27 protein-coding genes and 1 tRNA gene are annotated in these 25,265 nt (G+C 69.0%); 19 read left to right on the forward strand and 9 right to left on the reverse strand.

Annotated elements, in window-relative coordinates:
• The first annotated feature begins 61 nt into the window (after positions 1–61).
• The 3 genes from purM (at position 62) to amcA (ending at position 2,620) form a co-directional block, all read left to right on the forward strand.
• On the forward strand, positions 62–1,246 hold the full coding sequence (gene purM, locus HC031_RS04980) for a phosphoribosylformylglycinamidine cyclo-ligase (RefSeq protein ID WP_167924060.1): 1,185 nt from the start codon (positions 62–64) through the stop codon (positions 1,244–1,246).
• A gap of 101 nt (positions 1,247–1,347) precedes the next feature.
• Positions 1,348–2,439, forward strand: a complete 1,092-nt coding sequence (gene amcB / locus HC031_RS04985) for a cyclophane-forming radical SAM peptide maturase AmcB (RefSeq protein ID WP_167923936.1) — start codon at positions 1,348–1,350, stop codon at positions 2,437–2,439.
• Positions 2,423–2,620, forward strand: coding sequence for a multiple cyclophane-containing RiPP AmcA (amcA, locus tag HC031_RS04990; protein ID WP_167923937.1), 198 nt, complete (start codon positions 2,423–2,425; stop codon positions 2,618–2,620). Before amcB ends, amcA begins: the two co-directional genes overlap by 17 nt.
• Before the next feature lie 200 nt (positions 2,621–2,820).
• On the opposite strand, the gene HC031_RS04995 is transcribed toward amcA, so the two are convergent.
• Together HC031_RS04995 and HC031_RS05000 are read right to left on the reverse strand one after the other, a co-directional pair.
• Positions 2,821–3,048: a DUF3073 domain-containing protein gene (locus tag HC031_RS04995; RefSeq protein WP_167923938.1), complete on the reverse strand. Its 228-nt coding sequence runs from the start codon at positions 3,046–3,048 to the stop codon at positions 2,821–2,823.
• A 249-nt stretch (positions 3,049–3,297) separates the two neighbouring features.
• A complete protein-coding gene (locus HC031_RS05000; RefSeq protein WP_167923939.1) occupies positions 3,298–4,389 on the reverse strand; it encodes a Glu/Leu/Phe/Val family dehydrogenase in 1,092 nt (363 codons plus the stop codon).
• Positions 4,390–4,583: 194 nt separating this feature from the next.
• Here HC031_RS05000 and HC031_RS05005 point away from each other — a divergent pair, with 194 nt between their 5' ends.
• The 3 genes from HC031_RS05005 to HC031_RS05015 all read left to right on the forward strand — a co-directional run bounded on the left by HC031_RS05005 (position 4,584) and on the right by HC031_RS05015 (position 7,296).
• Positions 4,584–5,423 (forward strand): DUF8083 family protein, encoded by an 840-nt coding sequence (locus tag HC031_RS05005; RefSeq protein ID WP_167923940.1) that lies wholly within the window; start codon positions 4,584–4,586, stop codon positions 5,421–5,423.
• A 316-nt stretch (positions 5,424–5,739) separates the two neighbouring features.
• A complete protein-coding gene (locus HC031_RS05010; RefSeq protein WP_167923941.1) occupies positions 5,740–5,949 on the forward strand; it encodes a BldC family transcriptional regulator in 210 nt (69 codons plus the stop codon).
• Positions 5,950–6,330: 381 nt separating this feature from the next.
• On the forward strand, positions 6,331–7,296 hold the full coding sequence (locus HC031_RS05015) for a serine hydrolase (protein WP_167923942.1): 966 nt from the start codon (positions 6,331–6,333) through the stop codon (positions 7,294–7,296).
• Here the strand turns inward: HC031_RS05015 and HC031_RS05020 are convergent.
• Entirely contained in the window at positions 7,286–8,164 is an 879-nt protein-coding gene (locus tag HC031_RS05020; RefSeq protein WP_167923943.1) for a transketolase family protein, read from the reverse strand. The genes HC031_RS05015 and HC031_RS05020 overlap by 11 nt on opposite strands.
• A gap of 8 nt (positions 8,165–8,172) precedes the next feature.
• Positions 8,173–8,832 (reverse strand): transketolase, encoded by a 660-nt coding sequence (locus tag HC031_RS05025; RefSeq protein WP_240942150.1) that lies wholly within the window; start codon positions 8,830–8,832, stop codon positions 8,173–8,175.
• Between the two features lie 81 nt (positions 8,833–8,913).
• On the opposite strand from HC031_RS05025, the gene soxR reads away from it, so the two are divergent.
• Positions 8,914–9,354 (forward strand): redox-sensitive transcriptional activator SoxR, encoded by a 441-nt coding sequence (soxR, locus tag HC031_RS05030; protein WP_167923945.1) that lies wholly within the window; start codon positions 8,914–8,916, stop codon positions 9,352–9,354.
• Here soxR and HC031_RS05035 read toward each other — a convergent pair.
• Both HC031_RS05035 and HC031_RS05040 read right to left on the reverse strand, forming a co-directional pair.
• On the reverse strand, positions 9,332–10,306 hold the full coding sequence (locus HC031_RS05035) for a zinc-binding dehydrogenase (protein ID WP_167923946.1): 975 nt from the start codon (positions 10,304–10,306) through the stop codon (positions 9,332–9,334). The genes soxR and HC031_RS05035 overlap by 23 nt on opposite strands.
• Before the next feature lie 52 nt (positions 10,307–10,358).
• Positions 10,359–11,123 carry a hypothetical protein gene (locus HC031_RS05040; RefSeq protein WP_167923947.1) on the reverse strand — a complete coding sequence of 255 codons (765 nt, stop codon included), beginning with the start codon at positions 11,121–11,123 and terminating at the stop codon, positions 10,359–10,361.
• Positions 11,124–11,609: 486 nt separating this feature from the next.
• Between HC031_RS05040 and HC031_RS05045 the strand changes: the two genes are divergently transcribed.
• The 7 genes from HC031_RS05045 (at position 11,610) to HC031_RS05075 (ending at position 17,850) form a co-directional block, all read left to right on the forward strand.
• Complete coding sequence (locus HC031_RS05045; protein WP_167923948.1) at positions 11,610–12,656, forward strand: hypothetical protein; 1,047 nt, start codon at positions 11,610–11,612, stop codon at positions 12,654–12,656.
• A gap of 354 nt (positions 12,657–13,010) precedes the next feature.
• Positions 13,011–13,100: transfer RNA gene (locus HC031_RS05050), tRNA-Ser, on the forward strand.
• A 207-nt stretch (positions 13,101–13,307) separates the two neighbouring features.
• Entirely contained in the window at positions 13,308–13,781 is a 474-nt protein-coding gene (locus HC031_RS05055) for a nucleotidyltransferase domain-containing protein (protein WP_167923949.1), read from the forward strand.
• Positions 13,782–14,379: 598 nt separating this feature from the next.
• Positions 14,380–14,613, forward strand: coding sequence for a site-specific integrase (locus HC031_RS05060; RefSeq protein ID WP_420813597.1), 234 nt, complete (start codon positions 14,380–14,382; stop codon positions 14,611–14,613).
• 184 nt (positions 14,614–14,797) lie between these two features.
• Positions 14,798–15,526 (forward strand): hypothetical protein, encoded by a 729-nt coding sequence (locus HC031_RS05065; RefSeq protein ID WP_167923950.1) that lies wholly within the window; start codon positions 14,798–14,800, stop codon positions 15,524–15,526.
• A 38-nt stretch (positions 15,527–15,564) separates the two neighbouring features.
• Positions 15,565–15,903 carry a GntR family transcriptional regulator gene (locus tag HC031_RS05070; protein ID WP_338090483.1) on the forward strand — a complete coding sequence of 113 codons (339 nt, stop codon included), beginning with the start codon at positions 15,565–15,567 and terminating at the stop codon, positions 15,901–15,903.
• Between the two features lie 393 nt (positions 15,904–16,296).
• Positions 16,297–17,850, forward strand: a complete 1,554-nt coding sequence (locus HC031_RS05075; protein ID WP_205862231.1) for a methyl-accepting chemotaxis protein — start codon at positions 16,297–16,299, stop codon at positions 17,848–17,850.
• Between the two features lie 774 nt (positions 17,851–18,624).
• Here HC031_RS05075 and HC031_RS05080 read toward each other — a convergent pair.
• From HC031_RS05080 to HC031_RS05090, 3 genes are read right to left on the reverse strand one after another with little or no spacing between them, the layout of a single operon-like run.
• Entirely contained in the window at positions 18,625–18,930 is a 306-nt protein-coding gene (locus tag HC031_RS05080; protein WP_167923951.1) for a hypothetical protein, read from the reverse strand.
• A 16-nt stretch (positions 18,931–18,946) separates the two neighbouring features.
• Entirely contained in the window at positions 18,947–20,047 is a 1,101-nt protein-coding gene (locus tag HC031_RS05085) for a hypothetical protein (protein WP_167923952.1), read from the reverse strand.
• Positions 20,048–20,072: 25 nt separating this feature from the next.
• Entirely contained in the window at positions 20,073–20,417 is a 345-nt protein-coding gene (locus HC031_RS05090) for a DUF5353 domain-containing protein (RefSeq protein ID WP_167923953.1), read from the reverse strand.
• Positions 20,418–20,641: 224 nt separating this feature from the next.
• Here HC031_RS05090 and HC031_RS05095 point away from each other — a divergent pair, with 224 nt between their 5' ends.
• The 5 genes from HC031_RS05095 (at position 20,642) to HC031_RS05115 (ending at position 25,234) form a co-directional block, all read left to right on the forward strand.
• The gene (locus HC031_RS05095; protein ID WP_167923954.1) at positions 20,642–21,784 is read left to right on the forward strand and encodes an EAL domain-containing protein; all 1,143 of its coding nucleotides are present in this window, start codon (positions 20,642–20,644) and stop codon (positions 21,782–21,784) included.
• A gap of 61 nt (positions 21,785–21,845) precedes the next feature.
• Positions 21,846–22,022, forward strand: a complete 177-nt coding sequence (locus HC031_RS05100) for a DUF1059 domain-containing protein (RefSeq protein ID WP_167923955.1) — start codon at positions 21,846–21,848, stop codon at positions 22,020–22,022.
• A gap of 161 nt (positions 22,023–22,183) precedes the next feature.
• On the forward strand, positions 22,184–22,603 hold the full coding sequence (locus HC031_RS05105) for a helix-turn-helix domain-containing protein (RefSeq protein ID WP_167923956.1): 420 nt from the start codon (positions 22,184–22,186) through the stop codon (positions 22,601–22,603).
• Between the two features lie 10 nt (positions 22,604–22,613).
• Positions 22,614–23,024: a VOC family protein gene (locus tag HC031_RS05110; RefSeq protein ID WP_167923957.1), complete on the forward strand. Its 411-nt coding sequence runs from the start codon at positions 22,614–22,616 to the stop codon at positions 23,022–23,024.
• A gap of 176 nt (positions 23,025–23,200) precedes the next feature.
• Positions 23,201–25,234: an N-6 DNA methylase gene (locus HC031_RS05115; RefSeq protein WP_167923958.1), complete on the forward strand. Its 2,034-nt coding sequence runs from the start codon at positions 23,201–23,203 to the stop codon at positions 25,232–25,234.
• Positions 25,235–25,265 lie beyond the last annotated feature (31 nt).

The following is a 25,265-nucleotide window of genomic DNA, read 5'->3' on the forward strand; positions in this document are numbered from 1 at the left end:
GCGGTACTCGCGGTAGCAGCCGCGATGCATATGGGAGAAAGTGACGCACGTGACTGAGCGCATCGACAACGCGGACGCCAACGGCGTACCTGGAACCGCCGACAACGGAGAGACGGCCGAGACGACCGAGCAGGGCAGGAAGGCCGACAAGCAGCTGTGGTCGGCCGGCAGCAACGGCCGCGAGCGGCGCCGGCGTACCGTCACCTACGCCGACGCGGGCGTTTCGATCCACGCCGGTGAGCAGGCGGTCGAGCTGCTCAAAGGCAAGGTCCACCGCACCTGGCGGCCGGAGGTCGTCGGCGACATCGGCGGCTTCGCGGGCCTGTTCCGGCTGGACGTGAACAAGTACCGCAACCCGGTCCTGGCCTCCTCCACCGACGGCGTCGGCACCAAGCTGGTCATCGCCCAGCAGATGGACATCCACGACACGGTCGGCATCGACCTGGTCGCGATGGTCGTCGACGATCTCGTCGCGTGCGGGGCTGAGCCGCTGTTCCTGCTCGACTACATCGCGTGTGGCGAGGTCGTGCCCGAGCGGGTGGCCGAGATCGGCGCGGGGATCGCCGACGGCTGCCGGTACGCCGGATGCTCGCTGCTGGGCGGCGAGACGGCCGAGCACCCGGGCGTGATGCGGCCCGACGAGTACGACATCTCCGGCACCGGCGTCGGTGTGGTCGAGGAGGACCAGATCCTGGGCCGCGACCGGGTCGAGGTCGGCGACGTCGTGATCGCCATGCGCTCCTCGGGGCTGCACTCCAACGGCTACTCGCTGGTCCGGCACGTCCTGCTGGGCGCCGGTCGGATGCGGCTGGACAGCGTGGTGGAGGAGTTCGGCCGGCAGCGCACGCTCGGCGAGGAGCTGCTCACGCCGACCAAGATCTACGCCCGGGACTGCCTGGACCTGATCACCGAGTGCGACGTGCACGCGCTGGCCCACGTGACCGGCGGCGGCATCCCCGGCAACCTGGTCCGGGTGCTGCCCGACCACGTCGACGCCGTGGTCGACCGGGCCACGTGGCGGCCGCAACCCATCTTCGAGCTGGTGCGCACCAAGGGGCGCATCGACGACATGGAGATGGAGAGCACGTTCAACATGGGCATCGGCATGTTCGCGATCGTCGCGGCCGAGGACGCCGACCGTACGCTGGCGTTCCTCGCCGGTCGCGGGATCGACTCCTGGCAGGTCGGCGAGGTCATCGAGGGCACCGGGAATGTCCAGATGGTCGGTTCCCACACGCGAGGCTGACCCACAGACCTCCCGACGGATCTAGAACCCGGTACCGCCACCGCATACGCTGAACCTTCCTACGGCGCCAGCCCGAGGAGGACACCGGTTTGTGGACGGGCATGCGAGGGATCGCCCCGGTTCCGGGGTACGTCGTCATGCAACCGACCACCTTGTGCAATCTCGACTGCGCGTACTGCTACCTGCCGCATCGCGCGGTTGACCGCCGCATGCCGGCGGAGGTGGCGCGGGCGGTCGCGTCCTCGGTCAACGGGTGGGCGGCCGCGAACGACCGGTTCTCGGTGGTCTGGCACGGCGGGGAGCCCCTCGCGGCCGGGCGGGCGCACCTCGCCGACCTGATGGCGCCGTTCGCCGGTGTCGAGCACCACGTACAGACGAACGCGACACTCATCGACGACGCCTGGTGCGAGTTCTTCGTCAGGCACGACGTACGCGTGAGCGTCAGCGTCGACGGGCCGGCGGAGTCGAACTCCGACCGGGTCACCCGGGGCGGCTCCCCGGCGTACGGGCGCATCCTGCGCGGCGTCGAGGCGCTGCGCAGGCACGGCATCCCGTTCTCCGCCCTGTGCGTGGTCTCCGCCCCCCGCGGCGGCCTCGCCAAGGAGCTGTACGCGTACTTCCTCGAGCTCGGCTGTGAGGTGCTGGGCTTCAACATCGAGGAGCGGGAGGGCGTCAACTCCCGCTCCAACGATTTCGGCGACGACGCCGTGCGTACCTTCTGGGCCGAGCTGGTGGAGGCCTGGCGGTCGGACCCCCGGCTCCACGTCCGGGAGGTCGAATGGACTCTGCGGTACGCCGGCGCCGTCCTCGACGGGACGGCTGACGAGGTGCTGCCCCGGGCGCTCGACCCGATCCCGACGGTCGCCGCCGACGGCCGGGTCTTCCTGTTCTCACCCGAGCTCGCCGGCTTCACCGACCCGCGCTACGGCGATTTCAGCAGCGGCAACGTGTTGACCACCCCGCTCGACGAGGTGTTGCGTGGGGCCGCGGGCTCCGCGTCCTGGGTACCCGAGTACCTCGCGGGGGTCGAGGCGTGCCGGAACGCGTGCCCCTACTTCGGGTTCTGCGGCGGCGCCCACGCGGCCAACCGGTACTTCGAGCACGGCCGCTTCGACGGTACGCAGACCAGCCACTGCCGAAATAGCAAGATCCAGCTACTGGAGGGAGTGCTCGACCATGCCCGAACCCACTGATGCGGTCGCGGCTCGGGTGCGCGGGGCTGCCGCTGGCCTCGAGCGTTTGCTGGCGCACGCCCGGGCGGCCCGTTCCGCGCGGTCAGAACTCCCCGGCGGCGACGGCGGCAGCGCGGTGTGCGCCTGGAACCACTTCGAGAACATCCCGACGTTCTACAACTGGAACAACCGTCCGCGGTGACCCACAACGTCGCCTGAGCCGTGTCTCCCGTGCGGTACGTGCGTACGGCACGGGAGATCGGCACAGTGGGACCTGGGTGTGACCAGTGCGCCGCTCACGGAAGGCGCCCGTGGCGCACCGTCGGAGGGTGATCGGGTGGAGTGACCCGGACAGAACGCGGCACGCGGATCAAGTCCACGTGCCCGAGGTGATGTGAGAGGTCAGCGACGGCCCGGAGGTGAGCTTCTTCCCGCCTCGCGGTCGTCCTCCTCTTCCTCGTCCTCCTCGTCGTCTTCGACGTACTCGCCGTACTCGTCGAAGTCGTCGTCGGACGTCCGCTTGTTTCCGGCCAGCTCCCGCTGCAACGCGGCGAGGTCGGTGTTCGGGGAGTGGTACTTCAGCTCCCGGGCCACCCTCGTCTGCTTGGCCTTAGCACGGCCGCGCCCCATGGCTCGACCCCCTCGCACGAAATTACGGGGCAGCCGTTCCCGGCGAGCCCCACACGTCAGGCATCTCTCGTGGCTCTTACGGTACATGTCGTCACGCGGTTTCGGCATCTCGCCCTCCCCGGCGTGCCGGTGGCTTTGCACACCGGTTCGGCCAGGGTCGTAATGCCTGGTGGCAGGGCTAGCCCGGCACCACGGGATGATCAGGGAGCGTTCCGGACGGAACGCTCCCTGATCATGGAGAGGGCGGGCTCAGCGCTCCCGGGGCAGCCGGATCGTCCGCAGCCGGCCGACATCGGCCATCCGGCGCTCGGCGAGCCGGTCGGCGGCGACCGCCGGGGGCACACCCTCGTCGCGAGCCAGCTCCAGGATCTGCCGGGTGGTGTCGTAGATCTTGCTGGCGCGGGACTTGGCCCGGTCGAAGTTGAAGCCCTCGATCTCGTCGGCGACCTGGATCACGCCGCCCGAGTTGACCACGTAGTCGGGGGCGTACAGGATGCCCCGCTCGTCCAGCAGCTTCTCGATACCGGGGTGCGCGAGCTGGTTGTTGGCCGCCCCGGCGACGATCTTGGCGCGCAGCAGGGCGACGGTGTCGTCGTTCAGGGCGCCGCCCAGCGCGCAGGGGGCGTACACGTCGATGTCAGACGTGATCAGCTTGGTCACGTCGTCGACGAGGTCGACCTGGGAATAGGTGGTCCGCGCCCACTCGAGGGCGCGCTCGGACACGTCCGTGGCCACCACCTGGGCGCCGTCGTCGAGCAGGTGCCTGGTCAGGTGCTTGCCCACCTTGCCCAGGCCGGCGATGCCGACCCGCCGGCCGGCGAGGGTGGGCGTGCCCCAACGGTGCTCGGCCGCCGCCCGCATGCCCTGGAACACGCCGTACGCGGTCAGGACGGAGGAGTCGCCGGCGCCGCCGTGCGCCTCGGAGCGTCCGGTCACGAACCGCGTCTCACGCGCGATGACGTCCATGTCCTGGACGTAGGTGCCGACGTCACACGCGGTGTAGTAGCGGCCACCGAGCGACTCGACGAACCGCCCGTACGCGCGCAGCAGCGGTTCGGACTTGTCGCGATCGGGGTCGCCCCAGATGACCGCCTTGCCGCCGCCGAGGTCGAGGCCGGCGAGCGCGTTCTTGTACGCCATGCCGCGGGAGAGGTCGAGCGCGTCGCGGACGGCGTCCTCTTCACTGGCGTACGGGTAGAAGCGGGTACCGCCGAGCGCGGGCCCGAGGGCGGTGGAGTAGATCGCGATGATCGCGCGGAGGCCGCTCTGCTTGTCCTGGCAGAACACGACCTGCTCATGACCGGTCGGCTCGTAGCCGTCCGAGGCGGTGAAAACGCCCATGGGAACTCCTTGTGGGGCCAAGGCAATGGAAGGCCGGCCGGGTGGTGCCGGCAAGACCTGAGCCTAGTGCTCCGAGCCCGTACGCGCGTCGATCGACGGCTGAGTGCCCCATTTCGTGGACCGGCTGCCCGGATTGATGACGTCCCATCGCGGGGAAAGTGCGGCGGCGTGTCCAAACGTGGCACGATCGCGGCGTGCCGTCACTGTTCGCCTCATACCTTCGGGTGTACGAGCCACTTACCGCGTTCGACCGGGAGCGTCAGGTCTACTGGCGCCGCTACGTGAAGGAGGGGCGCGCGGTGGCGCCCGCCGAGGGGCCGGGCCGCCAGCGTACGGCCGTCCTGGAGGCGCTCGGCGCGGGCTGGACCCGACTACCCGAACTGCCCGACGAGGCGTACGTCCTCGAAGCCGACGAGAACCTGCTGATCTGCCCGTGGAACCTGCGCATCCGGGTCGCCGAAGCCGCGCTCACCGCGCGCGACGGGGTGCCGGGCGTCCTGGCCGACGCGTTCGTGCCGCCGCTGTTCGCCGGACTGGCGCGGAGCGTCCTCGATGACTGGCGTAGCGGCGCCCGGGTGCTGGAACGGGGCATGCCGAGAGTGCACGAGCAGGTGGCCACCTGGGGTGTGCCGCTGCGTTGGTTCGTCTTCGTGGACCTGTCCGAGCGCGAGCTGGTGCTGGGTCCGGAGCGGCGCGTGCTGCGTTACCGGACGGAGATCGCCAAGGCGCGTCGCCGGGCCCACCGGGCGCGGTCGGTGCTGCGCCGGTCGCTCGGCGACGCGCCGATCACGGCCGCGGTCGAGGAGACGGCGCGGTGGCTGGAGGAGTTCCACCCCCGCTCGGTCGTCGAGCTGGACTACGGGGGCCTTGTCAATCTGCTATCCGACGATTCCCTCGCCGAGGACGACTCTCCAGGGTTGGTGGCGGCAGGCCTTGCGGCCGTCGGTCGGGGCGAAGCAGACTCCGCTACCTCGGCATATGAGCGCCTCGTGGAGCGGTGGCGCGCCGTGCAACTGCTGGAACGGTGCAACTGATGTCGGGCGGCCGGTGGACACCTCCCGTACCATACGAGCGGCCTGTTTGGGTGGTTTTTATCAAATGGGTGAATTTGGGGGTGGCCAGACGCGAGCGCTTTTCGCGTTTGGAGGCCGATTTGGGGTAGCGGAACGCCCGATTTATGCCGTAGGATCCCCTCAAAGCGGCAAAAATTCGCCGATTCATCATCCATCCATACAGCGACCTTCAGCCGTTCGGCCCATGTCGGACATCGGGGACTAGCCGGACCATGAGAAACGCGCCGGCCGGCGGGGACACCGGTCGTCGTATATGGGACCTGTGGAGGAGTGACCGATGGCATCGCGTACGCACGAACCCGAGCCGCTGTTGACGCCGGCGGAGGTGGCGTCGATGTTCCGCGTCGACCCGAAGACCGTGACCCGCTGGGCCAAGGCGGGCAAGCTCAGTGCAATCCGTACGTTGGGTGGCCACCGGCGTTACCGCGAGTCGGAGGTCCGTGCCCTGCTGCAGGGGCAGATCCCCTCGCAGCGGGTGGGCGACTGACGCACCACCGGGTGCGCCCGATCGTGATCGGGGTGGCGAGGTCGCTGCGGGATCAGCGGGTTCGCCGCCCCGATCGTGAGAAGCGGGGGCCCGTGGGCAGCGCGGTTTGGCGGCCGTGAATTGCCCATTCGTGCAGCGAATTCGATGGGTTGACGACAGGGCCGGGATCCGGCTATCGCCGACCGAGGACGCCATCGCCGCCCGCTTGGCGGGCGACTACGGCGGCGGATGCGGCGTCCGACTGTTACCTTGGTGTCTGCGAAGACGCGTTTCGATGTGATCTGCGTTCCGCTGTGTCGACCGCTGGACCCGTCCCGCGGGTGGCTGTGGAGGCTGAGGTGACGGACCCGCTGCCGCGCCGGCTGAGAGAGTCGCGCTGACATGCGACGCAACCCGCTGGTGATCACGGCTGGAGCGCTCGTGCTCACGGTCGCGGCGGTGGTTGCGGTCAAGTACGCGCGCTCCTACGAGTCCCCTGCCGTCGCGGGCGCGCCGACGGCCATCGCGCAGAGCCCCGATCACGCCGCCGTCGCCAACGGCCCGCCCGACGCCGGAGCGGTCCCGTCAGCCCGCGCGCAGGCGGGTGACCCGGCGGCGCAGCAGCGGTTCGAGGCCGCGGCCGAACTGGTCAAGAAGGCCAATGGCCATCTCGGCGTGGCCATCCGCGACCGGCGGACCGGCACCGAGTGGCGCGCCGGTGAGCTGGACCGGCCCTCCTGGGCGTCATCCACCGTCAAGCTCGCGATGGCCGCCAACCTTCTGGAACGCGGACGCAACGGCGAGATCAAGCTGGACACGACGGCCCGCAAGAACATCGCCGACATGCTCGAGAACTCCTCGGACACGGCCGCGGACGCGCTGTGGGACAGGTACGGCAAGGACGGCTTCGTCCCGTGGTTCCAGCAGCAGTACGGCATGGTGAAACTGCAGTTCGCGGCGGGGGCCGCCCGGCGTTGGAACACCCTCACCTGCGTACCGGACGACCTGCTGCACCTCGTCACGTACGTGCTCGACCGGGCCGACCCCGGTGACCGCGACTACCTGATGGCGGCGACGCGCCGGGCCGGCGCCGCCCAGCACTGGGGCGTGTGGGCGGCCGGGGCGCCCAACCAGCCCGGCGTCACCAACGGCTGGGCGCTGGAGACCGACGACAAGGTCAAGCACTGGGTCACGGACAGCGTCGGCTTCGCCGGCCCGGAGGCCCGCTACGCCATCGCGATCATGTTCGACCAGCCGCCGGGCGGCACCCTGGACGCGGGCGTGCACACCGCCAGCGACGTCATCGCGACGGCGCTCGGGGCGAAGACGCCCGCCGACGTGACCGTGCCGAGCGCCGCTACCCGTTGACGAACCCGCCGATCCGGCTCCGCAGCGATGCCGGATCAAGCCCATGCCACCGGTCGTGATCGGCCGGAGAACCGTACCGCCGTACCTCCGCGCGGCCCACCCCGAGGCTCAGCAGGCGGTGGGGTACGTCCGACAGCGCCGCGGCCACCAGTCGGGCCGACGTCCCGGCGAGGTACGGCTCGACGAGTACGACCCGGTCGCCGGCGATCGCGCGCAGACCGGCCGCGTCGAACGGGCGCGGAGTGTGCGTGTACGCCACGGTCACGTCCAGCCCGCGCGTGGCGGCCAGGACGGGATCGAGCATCGGGCCGACCGCGACCACCGTCGCCCGCGCGCCCCGCCGCAACACCCGCAGGGTCCCGGCGTCCGGGTAGGCGTCGGCGTTCGCCCGGCCGGACAGCCGCGCGTACACCGGGTCGTCGTGCCGCGCGGCCGTGCGCAGCAGGACCGCCGCCTCGTCCGGGTGGCCGGGCACGTGGACCGTCCAGCCGCCGTTCAGCGTGTCGATCAGCGCGACGTCGCCCGGTGACTGGTGGGTGCGCCCCTCGGCCGAGGCGTCGTACGAGCCGCCGATGCTGACCAGCACCGCCCCGACGCCCTGGTGGTCGAGGTCGAGTTTGATCTGCTCGTACGCCCGGTCGATCAGGAACGGCGCGTACGAGTGCACGTACGGGCGGAGTCCCGTCAGCGCCAGTCCGCCCGCGACGCCGAGCATCAACTGCTCGCGGATCCCGACGTTGACCACCCGGTCCGGGTGTCGCCGCACGGCCGGGGCGAAGCCGTCGACGGAGATGTCCGCGAGGACCACCGCGGTACGCGGGTCGTCGTCGAGCAGCGCGGTCGTGGTGTCGATGAAGGTTTCACGCATGGTCGCTCCTAGGAGAACTTGGGCTCGACGCGGGCCACGACGACGTGCGGCCGGTCGGGCGATCGGGTGAGCAGGCCGCGGGCGATGTCGTCGTGGTCGCGACCGTCGACCTCCGCCGTGGTCCAGCCGTTGACGGCGAAGCGGGCGGCGATCCCACCCGGCCAGCCGTGCGTCGCCGAGCGGTTGTCGATCACGATCGCGGTAAGGCTGGCCAGGCCGGTCGCCCCGGCGTACGCGATCGCCTCGTGGTTGGAGCCCTCGTCCAGCTCCGCGTCGCCGACCAGGACGTAGACGTGCGGCGCGGTGCGGCCCTGGGCGCGAAGGCCCAGGGCGGTGCCGACGCCGAGCCCCAGGCCGTGTCCGAGCGAACCGGCGCTGATCTCCACGCCGGGTACGAGGTTGCGGTCGGGGTGGTGGCCGAGCCGGCTGCCGGGGCCGGCGAGATCATCGAGCCAGTCGGCGGGGAAGAACCCCTTCGTGGCCAGTACGGCGTAGTACGCGGCGGGACCGTGCCCTTTGGACAGCAGGAACCGGTCCCGGTCGGGGTCGTCCGGCCGCGCCGGATCGACCCGCAGGATGCGGTCGTAGAGCACCCAGAGCACGTCGAGGGTGGACAGCGCGGCCGGCGCGTGCTTCTCGTCCCCGGTCAGTCGGTACAGCGCCGCCATCAGTTCGGCGGGGCGGGTGGTCGTTGCCAAAGTCATTTGCCTAGGCTGCAAGTTGAAGTGAACTTCAACTCAAGGACTGTGATGCAGAACGCGCTCACCATCGGCGAACTGTCCGCCCGCAGCGGCGTGGCCCCGTCCGCGCTGCGGTACTACGAGCGCCTGGGCCTGATCTGGTCCAGCCGTACCGGAGGCAACCAGCGCCGCTACGAGCGGGCGATGCTGAGACGCGTCGCGTTCATCCGGGTGTCGGCGCAGGTCGGCATCCCCCTTGAGGAGATCAGGGCGGCGCTGGCCTCGTTGGGCGACGGGCGAACCCCGACCAAGGCCGACTGGACGCGGCTGTCGCGCGCCTGGCGCAGCCGGCTTGACGAGCGGATCGCGCTCCTGGAGAAGGTGCGCGACCAGCTCGACGACTGCATCGGATGCGGCTGCCTGTCGCTGAAGTCGTGCGGGCTCTACAACCGCGACGACGAGCTGGCCAGCAAGGGGCCCGGCCCGGTCAAACTGCTGCGTCGGGATTGACCAGCACGATCTTGCCGAAGTGCTCGCTCGACTCCAGAATCCGGTGCGCCTCGCCGGCCTGCGGCATCGGTACCGTCCGGTAGACGATCGGGCGGATCCGGCCGTCCTCGACCAGGGGCCACACCCCGTCGCGTACGCCCCGGACGATCGCGGCCTTCTCCGCCAGCGGCCGGGTCCGCAGGGTCGTGGCCGCCACGAGACCCCGCTTGGCGAGCAGCAGGCCGACGTCCAGGTCGCCCGTACGGCCGCCCTGCGTCGCGATGATCATTAATCGGCCGCCGGTGGCGAGCGTCCTGACGTTCTTCGGCAGGTACGGCCCGCCCATGATGTCGAGTACGACGTTGACCTGGTTCTTCAGCAGATCGGCGAAGTCCTGCGTCGTGTAGTCGATCGTGACGTCGGCGCCCAGGTCGGCAAGCTTGTCGTGCTTGGCCGCCCGGGCCGTCGTGACGACCTTCGCGCCCAGCGCCTTGGCGTACTGGACGGCGAACGTGCCGATACCGCTGCCGCCGCCGTGGACCAGGAACGTCTCCCCGGCACGCAGCTTCGCCAGGTCCGTCACGTTGGACCAGACGGTGCACGAGACCTCGGGCAGCGCCGCCGCCTCGGTGAGGCTGACCGAACGCGGCTTCGGCAGTACCTGGCTCGCCGGGACGGCGACCTTCTGCGCGTACCCGCCGCCACCGAGCAGGGCGCACACCTCGTCGCCCGGCTGCCAGCCCTCGACCCCCTCGGTGATCCGCTCGATCACGCCGGAGCACTCCAACCCCGGATAGGGTGGGGCACCGGGCGGCGGCGGGTAGAAGCCCTGGCGCTGCAACACGTCCGCGCGGTTGACCGCCGTCGCGGTCACGTTGATCACCACTTCGCCCGGCTGCGGCTCGGGATCGGGTACCTCGGTCCACTCCAGGACGTCGGGACCTCCCGGCTCACGGATCGTCACCGCGTACACGTTGTCTGACGTTAGTCGGTGGGCGGGATCCGCCGCTGAGGAGGGTACGCGATCATGCTTCCGCCGTGGTCGCATCGTCGGGCGCCTCCGCCGCGTCGACATCGGGCCGCCTGCGCAGCGCCAGAGTGAGGAGAACGCTGCCGCCGACCATCGTGAACAATCCCAACAGGACGGCGAGGACGGTACCGACAGAGCTGCCGGCCGGGGGTTTCGTGGTGGCGCCGGCGATCCCGGAGCCGCCCGCGTCGCTCGGCTCCTCGCTGGGCAGCGGGTCCGTGCTCGCCGGGGCGGAAGCGCTCGGACTCGGCGTCGCGGTCGGGGTCACCGACGGGCCCGGGTGCACGCTCGTGGCTGGGGCGATGGTCGCGGGTACCGGGCTTGGAGCGGTCGGCGGCGGGCTGGGGACCGGGGCGGGCGTGCCCGATCCGGTGACGGTGAACTGCGCCTGGGCGGTGTCGGTGTCCTGCGTGCCCGCGACGGTGTGCGGACCCGGTGAGTCGAGCCCTTTCGGCGGGGTGAAGGTCAGGGTGGCCGCGCAGTAGGTCCCGGCGGGATTGGGCCGACCCGGCCCCTGAAGCCGCTGACCGTCCCACGTGAACGTGACCTCCGCACCGCACCCGCCGTTGGGGCCCTTACGTCCCAGCGGCACGTAGCGGTACGTGGCGGTGATGGTCGTCGTGCTCGGACCCGAGCTCGGGGACAGTGTCAGGGAGACCAACACCGAGCGCGCCGACGCCTGCCACGGATCCGCAACGGTCGCAGCCACCGCGGCGACAGCCGCCGCCACGGTGATCGCGATCCGCCGAGGAATTCGCACTCGGCAATGATTACCTGGCCGTGCGGGTGCTGTCACCTGCGCGTACGGGTGACGGGACGGCGTGCCGATCCCGTACAGGTCCGGTCGGAACGGTGCCGCAGGACAGGGCCTGCCGGGCGTCGCGTGGGCGGCGTGCTCGCGGAAGCGCAGTCGTGCGGTCGGCCGGGAGATTCTCGTGCGTTCGGGTACCGCTGCCCGTCTGTCAGGTCGCTTGCTTGAAGTGATCAAGCGAGGCGACAATGCGCATGCATCGATGTTGATCACCCCGGTTCTTCGGCGTTCGCCGACTCATTCGCATCGGTTAGGAACAACATGCGTAACCGCCTCTTTTCCGCCTTCGCGGCCGCGGCGCTGGCCACGGCGGCGGTCCTGGTCGCGACGGCCGGCCCCGCCGGTGCCGGCGCATCGGCTCCGCGGCCGGCGAGCCGGATTCAGGCTTCCTCCTGCCCAAATACGCCGGCCACGCCTTTCCGGGCACCGCGGACGATGAAAGCCGACTTCAACGGTGACGGGTTGGATGACGTCGGGCTGTTCTACGACTACGGCAACGGTCACGTGGCGCTGTTCACGATGACCGGCCACGGCTGCAACTCGTTCGACCCGCCGGTGCTGCGCTGGGACGCCCCGCACTGGGGCGGCGGTACGAAGTTCGTCGTCGCGGGCGACTTCAGCGGTGACGGAACCTCGGACATCGCGCTGTTCTACGACTACGGCAACGGTCACGTCGCGGTGTTCACCCTGTATGCCGACATCAACCGCGACGGGGGCCTCTCCGGCCCGACGCTCGGCTGGGACGCCCCGCACTGGGGCAGCGGTACGAAGTTCGTGCGTTCCGGCAACTTCACCGGGTACTTCCAGGACGACCTCGCCCTCTTCTACGACTACGGCAACGGTCACGTCGCGGTGTTCACGCTGTACGCCAAAATCGTTGGTGGCTTCGGCTCCCTTCGGCTGTGGTGGGACGCCCCGCACTGGGGCGTCGGCACCAAGTTCGTTGACATGGGCAACTTCAACGGTGTTAGCCCGTTCGCTGACACCATGGCGATGTTCTACGACTACGGCAACGGACATGTCGCGGTGTTCACCCTGACCATCTCCGACACCCCATCCGGCGAGGGCCCCTATATGCGGCTGTCCCTCAGATGGGACGCCCCGCACTGGGGTAACGGAACGAGGTTCGTCAACGCCGGTGACTTCAACGGTGACGGAATCGCGGACGTCTCGCTGGTCTACGACTACGGCCACGGGCATGTCGCGCTGTTCACGCTGAGCGGCACCTTCAACGGTGGCTCCTTCCCGGGCGCGGTGCGTCGCTGGGACGCGCCCCACTGGGGCGGCGGCACGAAGTTCGTCACCACGGGCGACTACAGCGGTGACAGAATCGCCGATTTCTCGCTGTTCTACGACTACGGCAACGGTCATGTCGGACTGTTGTCGCTGACCGCCAACTCCAGCCGTGACGGTGGTTTCTCCGGTCCGGTGACCGGCTGGAACGCTCTGCACTGGGGCAGCGGCACCAAGGTGATCATCTGACGGCGGGTACGCGCCGTACCTGATCGCAAGGCGGGCCGGTCGATCGCGATCGGCCCGCCGCCCCCTCCTGCCGGCCCCCTTATGAGGGCCGGACCGGAATGCGGGCCCCGCAGGACCCCGCCGGCCTGCGGGCGGTCCGGTGGCCGAGGTGGCACGTACGCTGGGCCACAGTGTGGCCGTTCTGATCAAGATCCGCGCCAACGGTGTTTGCGGGGAAGAGCACAGATCATGAACGGACGGATCGAGTCGGCTTTGGGGGCTGCCGGTGAGGATGGCACACTAAGCACGGCTGCGGACCAGTCACGGACCGGGGACGAGGAATCGGATCATTGTCCGGGGCGAAACCGCGGCGTTGGAGGGCTCGCCTAGTGGCCGATGGCGGCGGTCTTGAAAACCGCTAGGGCGGTATCCCCGTCCTCGTGGGTTCGAATCCCACGCCCTCCGCTCCACCTGCGCCGGAAGAGTCTCTTGGCAGTGCGAGCCTGTCCCGTGCCCAGGTTCCGGCCACCCGGGGAAAGTCTGGCCAAGTCCAGCAAAGTACGGCTTGTTGTGGGCACACGGTGGGCACCGCGATCATGATGCCTACGCGGCAAAGCCGGCACCGCGACGGTTACGTACGATCGGATTTCGCGTCGGGGGAGGCGGGTGGCGATGAAAGCGGACCAGGTGGTGTCACTGCTTCACGCCCTACACGATCGTGGTCTGCGGGCGTGGGTAGCTGGCGGATGGGCGGTAGACGCAGTTGCGGGCAGGCAGAGTCGTCCGCATCGGGACCTCGATCTCGCTATTGACGCTGGCCAGCTCAGCTTGGCGCGCGCCGTGCTCGCTGATCTGGGCTTCGCGCTAACGGTGGACTGGCTTCCGGTACGTGCGGAGCTGACCGCCGCGGATGGCCGCAAGGTCGACATCCACCCGGTGAACTTCGCCGCCGACGGTAGCGGAACCCAAGCAGGCCTTGACGGCATGACCTTCTTCTACGCTGCTGACGGGTTCGATGAGGGGCGCATCGCGGGGGAGCGGGTCCCCTGCCTGTCCGTCACCCAACAGCTCCGGTTCCGGCAGGGCTACGAGCTGCGCGACACCGATCACCACGACCTGGCTCTTTTACGCCAGCATGACCGGTAGCGACCGAGACCGAAATCCGCGACCTGCGGATTAAGAGGACTGCCGTCCGATCATAGCCAGACCGTGTGGCCTCGGGTGGGCTTGCCGCGCCGTCGTGCTGGCGGTGCTCATCGTTCGCAGGGTTGGCGTCGCGTAGGGGTCAGGACTGAAATCACGAGACGAGTAGGCCGGCACATCGGGTTACCAGGGCCAGACGCGTTCGACGAGCCAGATACAACCCAGAACCAGGGCGACCAGGACCCTGAGTCGTGATTCCTCGTCCGGCTGCCTCAACCAACGCCAACGTGGCACTCGCGCCATTCCCCGGCTCGTCCGGACCGAAGTGCGCACGAAACGCTCGGTCAGGTTCTTGAAGTCCGTAGCGAGTACCAGTCCGACAGCCAGGTACGCGCCGCCGAACACCAAGGTGGCTAACGACCGACCGACGCTCTCCCCCGACACCCGCTTCCTCCAACCTCGCCGGCGCTGGAGGAACACGTTAGTCGATCTCTCGCCGGAGGCGGCGCTCGCTGCAGCGGCCGATCGCCGGAAGTCCGACGGCGGGTGCCCATGCTCTTGGCGGGACTTTCCTGACACGGAGTACGGGAAGGTGTGGCGGATGGCCCGAGAGAAGGCGTTGACGCCGGCGCAACAGGCGTCGCCGCTGGCTCGCCGACCCTACGAGCTTCGGCACGCCGCGGCGTCGCTGTGGCTGAACTCGGGGATTCCCGCCACCGAGGTCGCTCGGCGCCTGGGCCACAGCGTGACCGTGCTGCTGCGGGGGTACGCGAACTGCATCGATGGGCAGCAGGCCACGATGAACGGCCGGATCGACGGAGTCCTGGGTGGCTAGGCCGTCTTTCACGAGCAGCGACGTCGCCGACCGCAGATTCGTGGAGCACGCCGAACCCGGTGATGAACGGCTGGGCCCTAGCGCGAGTCGGACCATCGCCGACAGTGAAACTTGTACTGGCGGGTTGATACAAGCGCTGAATCCTGCTTACCTTGTATCAACATCTCGACACAAGGAGCGGGTAATGACCATTGGCGGACGATGGCGAATGGCAGGTTTCGCGGTCGGGACGGGCGTCGCGTTCACACTGACGCGTACCTATCTGTTCGACCTGGCGCCGGTCGCTCTGGCCCTAGCGGTCAGCCTCGGTGTACTCGTCGGCGAAGTGGTGACGCCCCGACCGGCGCGTGCCCGAGGTACCGCCAGCCTGATCCCCCGACGGATGCGCGACTACCTGCCAAAGACCGCCCTGGCCACTATCGGGCTTCTCGGCGCGGGAATTGCGATCTTCGCCGCGTATCCCACCCCGGACCGTCCCGACCACGAGGTCAGGTACTTCGGTACTGCGGCACCGGTGAGCCTCGTCAGCACGCTGGTGACCCTCAGCGTTGTCGCAGTGCTTACCGCCCTGGCTGCATGGCTCATCGTTCGCAGCCCTCAGGCGGGGGTCGACGAGTCCGAACGTGCCGCGGACGAAGTGTGGCGTAGCAGTGCTGTCCAGCGCCTTGTCTACACCTGTGCTGCGATCTTCGCGACCGTCTTCACCGCACTGGGATTCTGGTACGCCGACGCCCAGTGGGACTGGCGTGGCGGCGGATCGCCGGCATGGGGTTTTGGGCTGAGCATCCTCGCGGGTCTCGGCCTGGTTACCTTCGCCCGGTACGCCGGCACGCTGGCGTTCGCCCCACCCGACCCTCGTCGCCCCGGTATAGGCACGGCCGGTGGCGCCGTCACTGATGTGGTCGCGAAGTGACTACGCCCCCGGCGATCCGGATCGACCCAGCTTCGGCCGTGCCCCCGTTCGAGCAGGTTCGAGGGCAGATCGCGGATCTGATCAGGCTCGGTGCACTGCCCGCGGGGCAACGGCTGCCCACGGTCCGGCAGCTCGCCGCCGACCTCGGCCTGGCCAACGGAACCGTTGCCCGCGCATACCAGGAACTGGAGGCGGCTGGCCTGGTCGTCACGAAGCGAGCCGCCGGCACCCGGGTTGCTCCCCTTGCCGACGCATCGCCAGACGTGCGCGCCGAAGCTCTTACCGCGCGGGCGCGTGAGTATGTCCTCGCGGGCCGCTTACTCGGTGCCACCGACACCGAATTGACCGATGCCCTCATCGCCGCGCTGGGGGCCTAGCGTGCTGTGGGCCCATGGTGGGCACGGACGCCGGTTCGGGGATTCTCGGCCGGTCCGGCCTGTTCATTGGCATGATCACCGCTGGAGTTCCGGGGTTCTTGAATACCGCTAGGGCGGTTTCCCCGTCCTCGTGAGTTCGAATCCCACGCCCTCCGCTCAGACCAGCGAAAATCCCCTACGAGCTGCGTCCGGCCATGTCCCACCTGATCCCACGGCCGACAACGGTTCGGGGGCGCATCGGCGTACCGCAGGACATTTCGGGACGGTCATCGACTTCGAGACCCGGAACACAAAACTTTGTCTCACACGCCCGGGTTGACGGTCGATGCCATGGGCATGAGCGCGTTCGTCTCCCGCAGCATTCGTCGCCGTCTGTTTGCAGCGTTCACCCTGATGGCGGCCTTGATGGTCGGCCTAGGTGTGGTGGGCCTCACCAACGGGTCCCGCCAGGGCCAGACGCAGCGTGACCTGCAGCGGCTCCTGGAGGCCCAGAGCCAGGTGCTGCAGCTGAAGTACGACAACGGCTCGGTTGCAGCATGGCAGGCCGGCTACAACGTCGACTACATGAGCGGGTCCGTCAAGGGCAGCGAGGAGTCGGTGAACCGCAAGGGCGAGATCGACGAGATCTCCACCTTCCGTAACCACCTCAAGCAGGTGGACCGGGGCGCCCTGACCGCTCAGGAAGCCGCTATGGTCGACGCGGTGGCCGCCAACCTGGACGACTTCGTCAAGGTCGATGACCAGATGTACCAGGCTGCGCGGCTTCAGACACCGGCCGGCAACGCCGAAGCGGTCCGCCTGTACAACGGCCCCGCGCTCGATCAGTACACCAAGGGCGCCGACATCATCGACAAGCTCGTCGCCTCGGTCCAGAAGCGGGCCGCCGCCGCGGTAAGCGGCGCCGCCTCCGCCGACCGGCTATCGCGCACCCTGACCATCGCCACCCTGGCCGCGGCCCTCGTGCTGGCTGCCCTGCTGGCCTGGCGAATCGTGCGCTCCATCGTGCGGCCCCTGGCCGTGGTGGTGCGGGTGCTGGGCCGACTGGAGCACGGTGACCTGACCGCGCGTACCGAGCTGAACCAGGCCGACGAACTGGGCCAGGTCGGACGCGCGCTGGACAACACCATCACCTCGCTGCGCGAAACGGTGACCGATCTGGCCCAGCACGCCGGTTCACTGCAGACGGCCTCGGAGGAGCTGTCCTCGGTGTCGGTGTCCATCGCGGCCTCCGCCGAGGAGGCGAGCGCCCAGGCCGACACCGTGGCCGCTTCCGCCGGGCAGGTGTCGCACCACGTGGACACCGTGGCCGTCGGCAGCACTGAGATTGGCGCGTCGATAAGCGAGATCGCCAACAACGCGGGCGAGGCGGCCCGGGTCGCCACCGAGGCCGTCACCATGGCTGCGCAGACCAACGCCACGGTCGCCAGGCTGGGCGTGTCATCGCAGGAGATCGGGGACGTAGTCAAGGTGATCACGTCGATTGCCGAGCAGACCAACCTGCTGGCGCTCAACGCGACCATCGAGGCGGCTCGGGCCGGCGAGACCGGCAAGGGGTTCGCCGTGGTGGCCGGCGAGGTCAAGGAGCTTGCGCAGGAGACCGCCAAGGCCACCGGGGACATCACCGCCCGGGTCGAGGCGATCCAGGCCGACACCGACGCGGCGGTCAATGCGATCGAACAGATCAGCCACATCGTCGGACGGATCAGCGAACTGCAGACCGTCATTGCGGCCTCCGTGGAGGAGCAGACCGCCACCACCTCGGAGATGTCCCGCAACGTCGAGCAGGCAGCGGCGGGCGCCCGGCAGATCGCGGAGAACATCGCCGGCGTAGCGGAGGCCAGCGGAACCACTACCGCCGGAGTCAGCAAGTCCCAGCAGGCCGCCGACGAACTGGCCCGGATGAGCAGCACGCTCCAGGCCCTGTGCGCTCAGTTCCACCTCGCGTAAAGCGCATCCACGACCTCACTCCTGCTTAGTGCGCTCACCGCCGCACCGCCCCGTCCCCCGACAGGTGCCAAGATCCTGGACGGCGGACGGGTGGCGTGGACGATCAAGCATCGGGGGACGCCAACGCCGACCACCACGGCCTACGGACCGTGACCGCGCTAAGGCGCGGCGTGGCTGCCACGCCGCGCGACCCGCTCGCCGCCAGCCGGCTCCGACTGGACAGACGACGGCGAGACGCGTCGGGTACGCGGGCTTAAGCGCCGTGCCGAGACCGAGACCCGTCCCATTCCCATACCGCCGGAGCTGGTCAAGCTTCTGCGCGACCACATCGACCGTGACGGCGTTGCCGAGGACGGTCGTCTCTTCCGAGCAGCTCGGGGCGGCCATCTGTCCGAGTCCGCCTACGGACGGGTCTGGCGAAATGCCCGAGCCAAAGCGCTTACGCCGGAACAGGCGGCCTCGCCGCTGGCCGGGCGTCCGTACACCTTAGGCACGCTGCGGTCTCACTTTGGCTGAACGGGGGAGTGCCCGCGACCGAGGTTGCTCGCCGAGGCGGCCATGGGGTTGCGGTGCTGCTCCGGGTCTACACCGGCTGCACCGACGGCGAGGAGGGGCTGGTCAACAAGCGGATCGAGCGGGCGTTGAGGGCCAGCCGGGGCCGGGGCCGCATCGGGGGAAGCGGTCATGATCGCAATAGGTTGCCGGGCATGCCCGCTGGTAGATGAGCTACAGCATGGCCAAACTGCCGCACACTTGAAAACCGTTTCGGCGAGATCAGCTGGGACGCGGTCCGTCGAGCAGCGCGTCGAGTTGATCCTCCGTACGGCGCACAAGCTCGTCCCGCTCCTGCTGGTCGAGCTGCTCATAATGCGACCAGAACCGCCCGAACGCCGATCCAAGCGCGTCGCCGTAGGCATCCGACATGGCGGCCCGGCGCAGGTCGAGGTGGCCGCTCAGGACGCCTTCGGCCATTTCGCGCAGCGGCCCCTCGGGGCCGGTTGCCAGCTTGGTCAGGCTGGCGCGCAGCAGCTTCGCCAGGCGGGGGTCGTCGCTGGCCACTTCGTACACGCTGTCGTGCATGTCGGCGCCTCCGGCTTCAGCTCGCGACCTGGGGGCCTATGGCCAGTGGATTGCTGTAGGCGTTGTACCCGGACAGATTCGGAAAACTTGCGTTCTGCAGCATGGGCAGTAGCGCGTCGATGGCTCCGACGGCGCCCTGCACGAAACCGTAGACCTTGCTCATTGCTGCGGTGGCGTCGGCCCACATGTTGAGCATCTCGCACACCTCGACGGTCGCGACGCCGTATCCGACCACCGCGCCGACGCCGGTCTCGGCGGTTACGGTTCCGGCCGCGGCTGCGATGCCCGCGATGATGGCAGCATCAGCGATGCCTTTGAGCCAGCCTGTTACCGCTTCTGAGACGCTGTACACGCCATGTGCGATCGAGTCGAACTGCTTGGAGATCTCCCGTATCGGGTTGACCAGATCGTCGATACCACCCGCCAGCCCAGTGAAGTGCTGGTAGGCGGCGCCAGCGGCGACGCCTGTCCAGCCGCCGCGAAGCGCGATGGCGCCGCCCTGCACGTTGTATCCAAGGTCGTGCAGCGCGTCGGCGGCCCGACCGATCGCCACGCCGCCCTTGGCGACGGCCTGCCAATCGCCAATGAAGAACTCTGAGGCCTTGTCCAGCGGGTTGAAGCCGAAAACGAAGTCGAAGCCCTTCAGCATCCAGTTGGAGATGCTGATGTCGTCCATGAAGGACAACGGGTGCGTGTACTTCACGTCGTCAACCGGTTTGAGTCGCCCGGATGGCTCGCGGGAATCGGAGAAGGACGGAGCACACTCGTTGGCTGCCCACTCCTTCTCTAAGGCTGTTAGTGCGCCCGCACACCGGCCGGGTAGCGTCGCATCCGCTCGTGCAGCAGCGGCAACGTCAGCCGTCCGGTAATAGGTTGCTGCCCGCGCAAGCCCCTCCTGGCTGTCGTGCAGGATCCTCGCGGCCTTCGCCGCCGCCTCGGCGGCGGTACTCATTGCGCGGATTTGCGCGGTGCCAGCCAGTTCGATGAGCGGTCCGTTTAAGTTACCGTCGGTCCTGTACTGGTCTAGGTACCGCTTCACGCTGGTGGCATCGTCTGCGCCCCTGCCCAACTGGGCCGCGTAGCCGTCAAGATAACTCGGCTGCACTTTCAACGTCACGACTGTTCCCCCGTAGAGATCAGGCTTAGTGGTGAGCGCGCCAGGACAACCAGGTCACGAGGAAGAACTCCACGAACCCGACTACCGTGCAGATCGCCGCCCAGAAGCCGAAGCGCCGCGACGTCTTGATCTCCGCTGCGCGGTGCGCGCAGATGCCGAGCACGGCACCGGCCAGCATCACCAGACAGCCAGGCGCGATGGCCCACGACACGTTGCCTCGCGCCATCGCCAACAACCCGAAGAGGCCGATCATCCCGAAAAGGATGGACAGGTTTGCCGCATAGAAACGAATCCGCCAGATGGGACTGCTCTCCGTCTCCGCTGCTAGCTGCCGGCGCACATCTGCTATGAACGTACGTCGAAACGACACGCCTAACTCCCCGGTGATCTCACTCGTGGCCCAAGCGTATCGGCGATTGTCATTAGAGGTGGTCCCCGTCTCGGCGCAGTGGGCCCTCTCTGGCTGAACTGGTCGGGTCGGACGAGGTGATTCGTTTTATGTCTTATGGGTGATTCGTCGACGTCCCAGAGAGATAGCCGACCCGGCGTCGCCCGGATCGCTCAGGTGTCGTGGGTACCGGCCGATGATCTGGCATGAGCTTCACCACGCCCGCGCCCGGCGCCGACGCGCCGATGGACTGGCACCGCGCGCTGGCGGCCGTCCTGGCGGGCACCGACCAGCCTGCCCTGGTCACTCAGCCGATCGTCGACGTGGCCCACGCGAGGGTCGCAGGGTTCGAGGTGCTGTCCCGGTTCAGCGGCGGACCGGAGGAGCCCCCGGACGTCTGGTTCGCCCAGGCCGAGCGGCTCGGATGCGCCGCTGAGCTCACCGCCCGGGTGATCAACAAGGCGCTGGCCCTGCGCCGGACGCTGCCGCCGAACACGTTCCTCACGGTCAACGTCGAGCCGCATCTGGTATCGCACCCGGCGGTCCGCGACGCGTTGCACGCCGAAGGCGGCCTCCAGCGCCTCGTCGTCGAGCTCACCGAGCACGTCCAGGCGACCGATGAGCGGAAGCTGCGTACCGCGCTCGACGAGATTCGCGCCGCCGGTGGTCTCATCGCCGTCGATGACGCCGGTACCGGGTACGCCGGCCTCGGCCAGCTCCTGGCGGTCCGGCCCGACATCGTGAAGCTCGACCGGGAGTTCATCGCCGGCGTCGACACCGACCCGACCCGGCGCGCCCTCGTGCAACTCATCGGCGATCTGGCCGCGCGGATGGACTGCTGGTTGCTGGCCGAAGGGGTTGAGACGGTCCCCGAACTGCAGACCCTCGCGTCGCTGGAGGTGCCGCTCGTGCAGGGATGGCTGCTGGCCCATCCCGCCGCGCCCTGGCCGGCGCTCGACTCCGGGGTGGTCGACCTGCTCCACGGCCTTGCCCAGCGGGTGAAGCTCGGCGAGTACGTGGCCCATCTCGTACGGGACTGTCCGCGGGCGCAGCTGCCCTCCGCAACGCCGGGGGTGATCTGCGACGAGGCGCCGGGTACCGCGATCGTCGACGACCTGGGCCGTCCCCTGGGCGTGGTGGTTGGCGATTCGCTCGGCACCGCGCGCCTGGTACCGACGCTCACGGTCGCCCCGTCGTCGACACCTGTCGACCTCATCCGCCGCGCCATGGCCCGACCTGTCTGGCAGCGCGGTGCCCCGCTGGCCTGTACGGACGTCAGCGGCCGGCTGATCGGGCTCATCGACATCGCCGAGCTCAGCGAGGCCGCGATCACCGTGCTGCAACGGTGACCGGCGTAGCACCGACCACGCAGTCCGGAAGCGACCGGACCGGTAACGAAGGGAAAGCACCATGAAGAAGTTCCGCTGCGGCGACATCATCCCGGGCTGCGATGCTGTCTACACCGGCGACGAGGCGAGCATCCTCGCAGCCGCCGCCGTCCACGCCACAGCCGACCACGGTCTGCCGGAGTTCCCGGACGAACTCGCGGCCCGCGTCCGTGCCGCGATGTCCGAAGTCTCGGACTGATGGACGTGGGGTGGGTGCCGTCCTGAGGTGGCAGCCACCCCGCGATACTCCGCGTCCACTGATTTTGATCTCGGTCGACGCCGTTGTCGGCTGTGCGGATCAAAATCTTGACGTACTGGCGGACACCCGGCCGGCTACCCTCCGAGATTTATGCTGGTGCGGTGAGGCCCGACGAGCTCAAGCACCTGCGGCGCGCCCGTGACCTGATCGATCGGGAGTACGCGCGCCCGCTGGACGTACCGGCACTCGCCCGGGCCGCGCTCATGTCCCCGGGCCACTTCTCCCGGCAGTTCCGCGCGGCCTACGGCGAGACACCGTACAGCTACCTGATGACCCGGCGGATCGAGCGCGCCAAGGCCCTGCTGCGCCGTGGCGACCTGAGCGTCACCGAGGTGTGCATGGCCGTCGGCTGCACCTCCCTCGGCTCGTTCAGCGCCCGCTTCACCGAGCTGGTCGGGGAGAGCCCGAGCGCCTACCGGGCGCGCAACCACGTGGCCCTCGCCACCGTCCCGGGCTGCTGGGCCAAACTCGTCACCCGACCGAGCAGGAATCGAGAAGCGCAGGTCAGCCCCGCCTCGTAACGTTCGGGTCATGGATCTCTCAGTCAAGTACACGTTTCTGGAAGTCGACGACCACGAGGCCGCGCTGGCCTTCTACCGCGACGCGCTGGGCTTCGAGGTACGCCAGGATGTCGCCATGGAGGGCGCGCGCTGGCTGACCGTCGGGCCCGCGTCCCAGCCCGAGCTGGGCATCGTGCTGCAGACGGCCGGGGTGGCCCGCCCGGCCGAGGACGCGCAGGCCCTGCGCGAGCTGCTGGCCAAGGGGTCACTGTCGGGCCTGGTGCTGGAGACCGACGACGTCGACGCGACGTTCGAGCGGATCCAGGCGACCGGAGCCGAGGTGCTCCAGGAGCCGATGGACCAGCCGTACGGCACGCGGGACTGCGCGTTCCGCGACCCGTCGGGCAACCAGGTGCGGATCAACCAGCGCGCCAAGGGGTAGGTCCGGCCCGCGTGGTTCGGGCGGGCGGACGGCGAGTAACCCGCCGGCGGCTATCTGCCTTCGGCTGCCCGCCCGGACGCCCGCCCCGATCCGCGACCCTCGCGCGGCCTGCACGGCAGATTCAATCAACGATGGTTATATAGCCAGCGGCCCGGAGACCGAGGACAGGATGACCTGTGGGGGATCGCGCACAGTACCGCCAGGGCGAGCTTCTGAAGAGCGCGGAGCCCGTCGACGGTGCCATGCTGCATCGCCTGCTCTTCCCGATCGGACCGCGCCAGCGGGCGGCGATTACGGGATCTGCCGACAGCGGTACGGCCGAGACGATGCTGCGGGCCTTTCATCGAGGCATCGCCGAAGCTCTCGAGGAGATGGTGAGGGCCGCCGGGGCCACGGGGGCGGTGGCCGAGTGGTTGCTGCTGAAGGACGCCGGGGTTGCGACCGACATGCTCTGGGGATCCCGAGCCGAACCCGCCGTCTCCGAGCCGGCCAGGAACTCCTTCACCCGCGAGATCGCCAGGGACGGCGACATCGGTGACAGCTACTGCCGCTCGGTGACACCCGACCTACGGCACCGGCTCGGCGAGCACTACACGCCCGGGTGGCTGGTCCGGCGGATCGCGAGCCAGGTACCGGAGCGCGGAGTCGCTGCCGACCCCGCCTGCGGTGACGGGCGCTTCCTCGTCGCCCTCCTCGAGCGCGGACGGCGCCCGGAGGAGCTGTGGGGCGCGGATCTGAACCCGCTCGCGGTGATGATGGCGCGCATCAACGTGTGGAGGGCGCTGGGTAGGCCCGGCGTCATACCTCCGGTGTCGATCGTGTGGGGAGACTTCGCCTTGGGCCCCGACGCGGCCGAGGCGCCACCCTGCATGAGCGCTGCGGTGGCCAACATCGCCGATGTCCCGCAAGCGTCCGTGTACATCGGTAATCCGCCCTGGGTCACCTGGCGGAATCTCAGCGACGATTACCGGGACGCCGTGGCGGCGCGCATGGCCGGATCGCGACTGAACCATGCGCGTGGCTGGGCGGCCCGGATCTCGGCCGGCCAGACCGACATGGCGCACATCTTCGTGCATGAGGCAGTGGAGCGGCTGGCACCGGAAGGACAGATAGCGTTCGTCCTCCCGAGAAGTACCTTCAAGGCCCCGGTGGGGCCCGGGCGGCTGCGCGAAGGCGTGTCCACCGCCGGGCGCAAGTACCGTTTCACCCGGATCTGGGACTGCGCTGATTCCGACCCGTTCACGGGGGTACGGATGGACGCTGTCGTCGCCTTCATCGATGCCGACCAGCCGCACGGATTTCCGGTCGAGTGGACGGCGATCTCCGCCGACGGCTCGACCCGACCGCCCACGGTGGCGACCCTCAGTGATCCCGACGATCCCGCGTCGCCATGGCTGACCAGCGACCCGTCAGCGGGCGGTCTCCTCCGGCTCGCCCCGGGCAGGAGGTGGACCGAGCTCAGGGCGCGCGGTGGCGTGAACACGGGTGGCGGAAACAGTGTGTTCCACGTCGACGTGGTCGAGGAGCACGACGGCAACCTGACGATCAGGAACGTGCCTTCGCGCCGGTCGCCACTGGAGGTGTTCACCGCGGAGGTGGAGGCCACCTATGTTCGTCCGTTGCTCCGGGGACACGACGTGCGCGCGTGGAAGACAGCCCCTTCCGGACACATCGTCCTCCCGCACGATGGCGATCTCCGGAAGGCCGTGAATGAGGCGAGGCTGCTACGCGAGGCGCCGCTCACCTATGCTTACCTGGCCCACTTCAAGGAGGTTCTCGCCGCGCGGAAAGAGGTCGCGCGCTGGAACCCGGAGACGTGGTACACGCTGTTCCGGATCGGGCCGTACACGGGGGGCTGCTGGCGCGTCGTCTGGCCGCACAGCGCGAACAGGAACCTGAGGGCAGCGATCCTCGCCCCGGATGACCCTACGGTTCCGGACCAGAAGGTTGTCCTCGTGCCTTTCGACAGTCAAGGCCCGGCGCTCTTCCTGTGCGCGCTCCTCAACTCATCGGTCGTTCGCCGCTCAGCCGCGGCGAGTGCGGGCATCGACGCGTCTCCGAACCTGGTACGGCGCCTCATCCTTCCCCGTTACGAGAGCAATGACGTACGGCACCGGCTGATCACCGCGCTGGCCGCCTCCCTACTGGACGGAAGCACAGCTGACCAGGGGGAGCTGGACGAGGCGGTGGCCGCGCTCTTCACGCGCTAGGGGTACTCGACGCCCTCTCTGTTTGATCGCT

Source organism: Planosporangium thailandense (genome assembly GCF_011947195.1).
GTDB lineage: Bacteria > Actinomycetota > Actinomycetes > Mycobacteriales > Micromonosporaceae > Planosporangium > Planosporangium thailandense.

Coding starts and splice junctions, on each gene's coding strand:
- HC031_RS05000 (WP_167923939.1), bottom strand. CDS start 4,389: ATGGGCGTTTTCACCGCCTCGGACGGCTACGAGCCGACCGGTCATGAG.
- soxR (WP_167923945.1), top strand. CDS start 8,914: ATGCAGAACGCGCTCACCATCGGCGAACTGTCCGCCCGCAGCGGCGTG.
- HC031_RS05055 (WP_167923949.1), top strand. CDS start 13,308: ATGAAAGCGGACCAGGTGGTGTCACTGCTTCACGCCCTACACGATCGT.
- HC031_RS05080 (WP_167923951.1), bottom strand. CDS start 18,930: ATGCACGACAGCGTGTACGAAGTGGCCAGCGACGACCCCCGCCTGGCG.
- HC031_RS05015 (WP_167923942.1), top strand. CDS start 6,331: ATGCGACGCAACCCGCTGGTGATCACGGCTGGAGCGCTCGTGCTCACG.
- HC031_RS05065 (WP_167923950.1), top strand. CDS start 14,798: ATGACCATTGGCGGACGATGGCGAATGGCAGGTTTCGCGGTCGGGACG.
- HC031_RS05060 (WP_420813597.1), top strand. CDS start 14,380: ATGGCCCGAGAGAAGGCGTTGACGCCGGCGCAACAGGCGTCGCCGCTG.
- HC031_RS05020 (WP_167923943.1), bottom strand. CDS start 8,164: ATGCGTGAAACCTTCATCGACACCACGACCGCGCTGCTCGACGACGAC.
- HC031_RS05010 (WP_167923941.1), top strand. CDS start 5,740: ATGGCATCGCGTACGCACGAACCCGAGCCGCTGTTGACGCCGGCGGAG.
- HC031_RS05045 (WP_167923948.1), top strand. CDS start 11,610: ATGAAAGCCGACTTCAACGGTGACGGGTTGGATGACGTCGGGCTGTTC.
- HC031_RS05100 (WP_167923955.1), top strand. CDS start 21,846: ATGAAGAAGTTCCGCTGCGGCGACATCATCCCGGGCTGCGATGCTGTC.
- amcA (WP_167923937.1), top strand. CDS start 2,423: ATGCCCGAACCCACTGATGCGGTCGCGGCTCGGGTGCGCGGGGCTGCC.
- amcB (WP_167923936.1), top strand. CDS start 1,348: ATGCGAGGGATCGCCCCGGTTCCGGGGTACGTCGTCATGCAACCGACC.
- HC031_RS05110 (WP_167923957.1), top strand. CDS start 22,614: ATGGATCTCTCAGTCAAGTACACGTTTCTGGAAGTCGACGACCACGAG.
- HC031_RS04995 (WP_167923938.1), bottom strand. CDS start 3,048: ATGGGGCGCGGCCGTGCTAAGGCCAAGCAGACGAGGGTGGCCCGGGAG.
- HC031_RS05075 (WP_205862231.1), top strand. CDS start 16,297: ATGGCGGCCTTGATGGTCGGCCTAGGTGTGGTGGGCCTCACCAACGGG.
- HC031_RS05095 (WP_167923954.1), top strand. CDS start 20,642: ATGAGCTTCACCACGCCCGCGCCCGGCGCCGACGCGCCGATGGACTGG.
- HC031_RS05025 (WP_240942150.1), bottom strand. CDS start 8,832: ATGGCGGCGCTGTACCGACTGACCGGGGACGAGAAGCACGCGCCGGCC.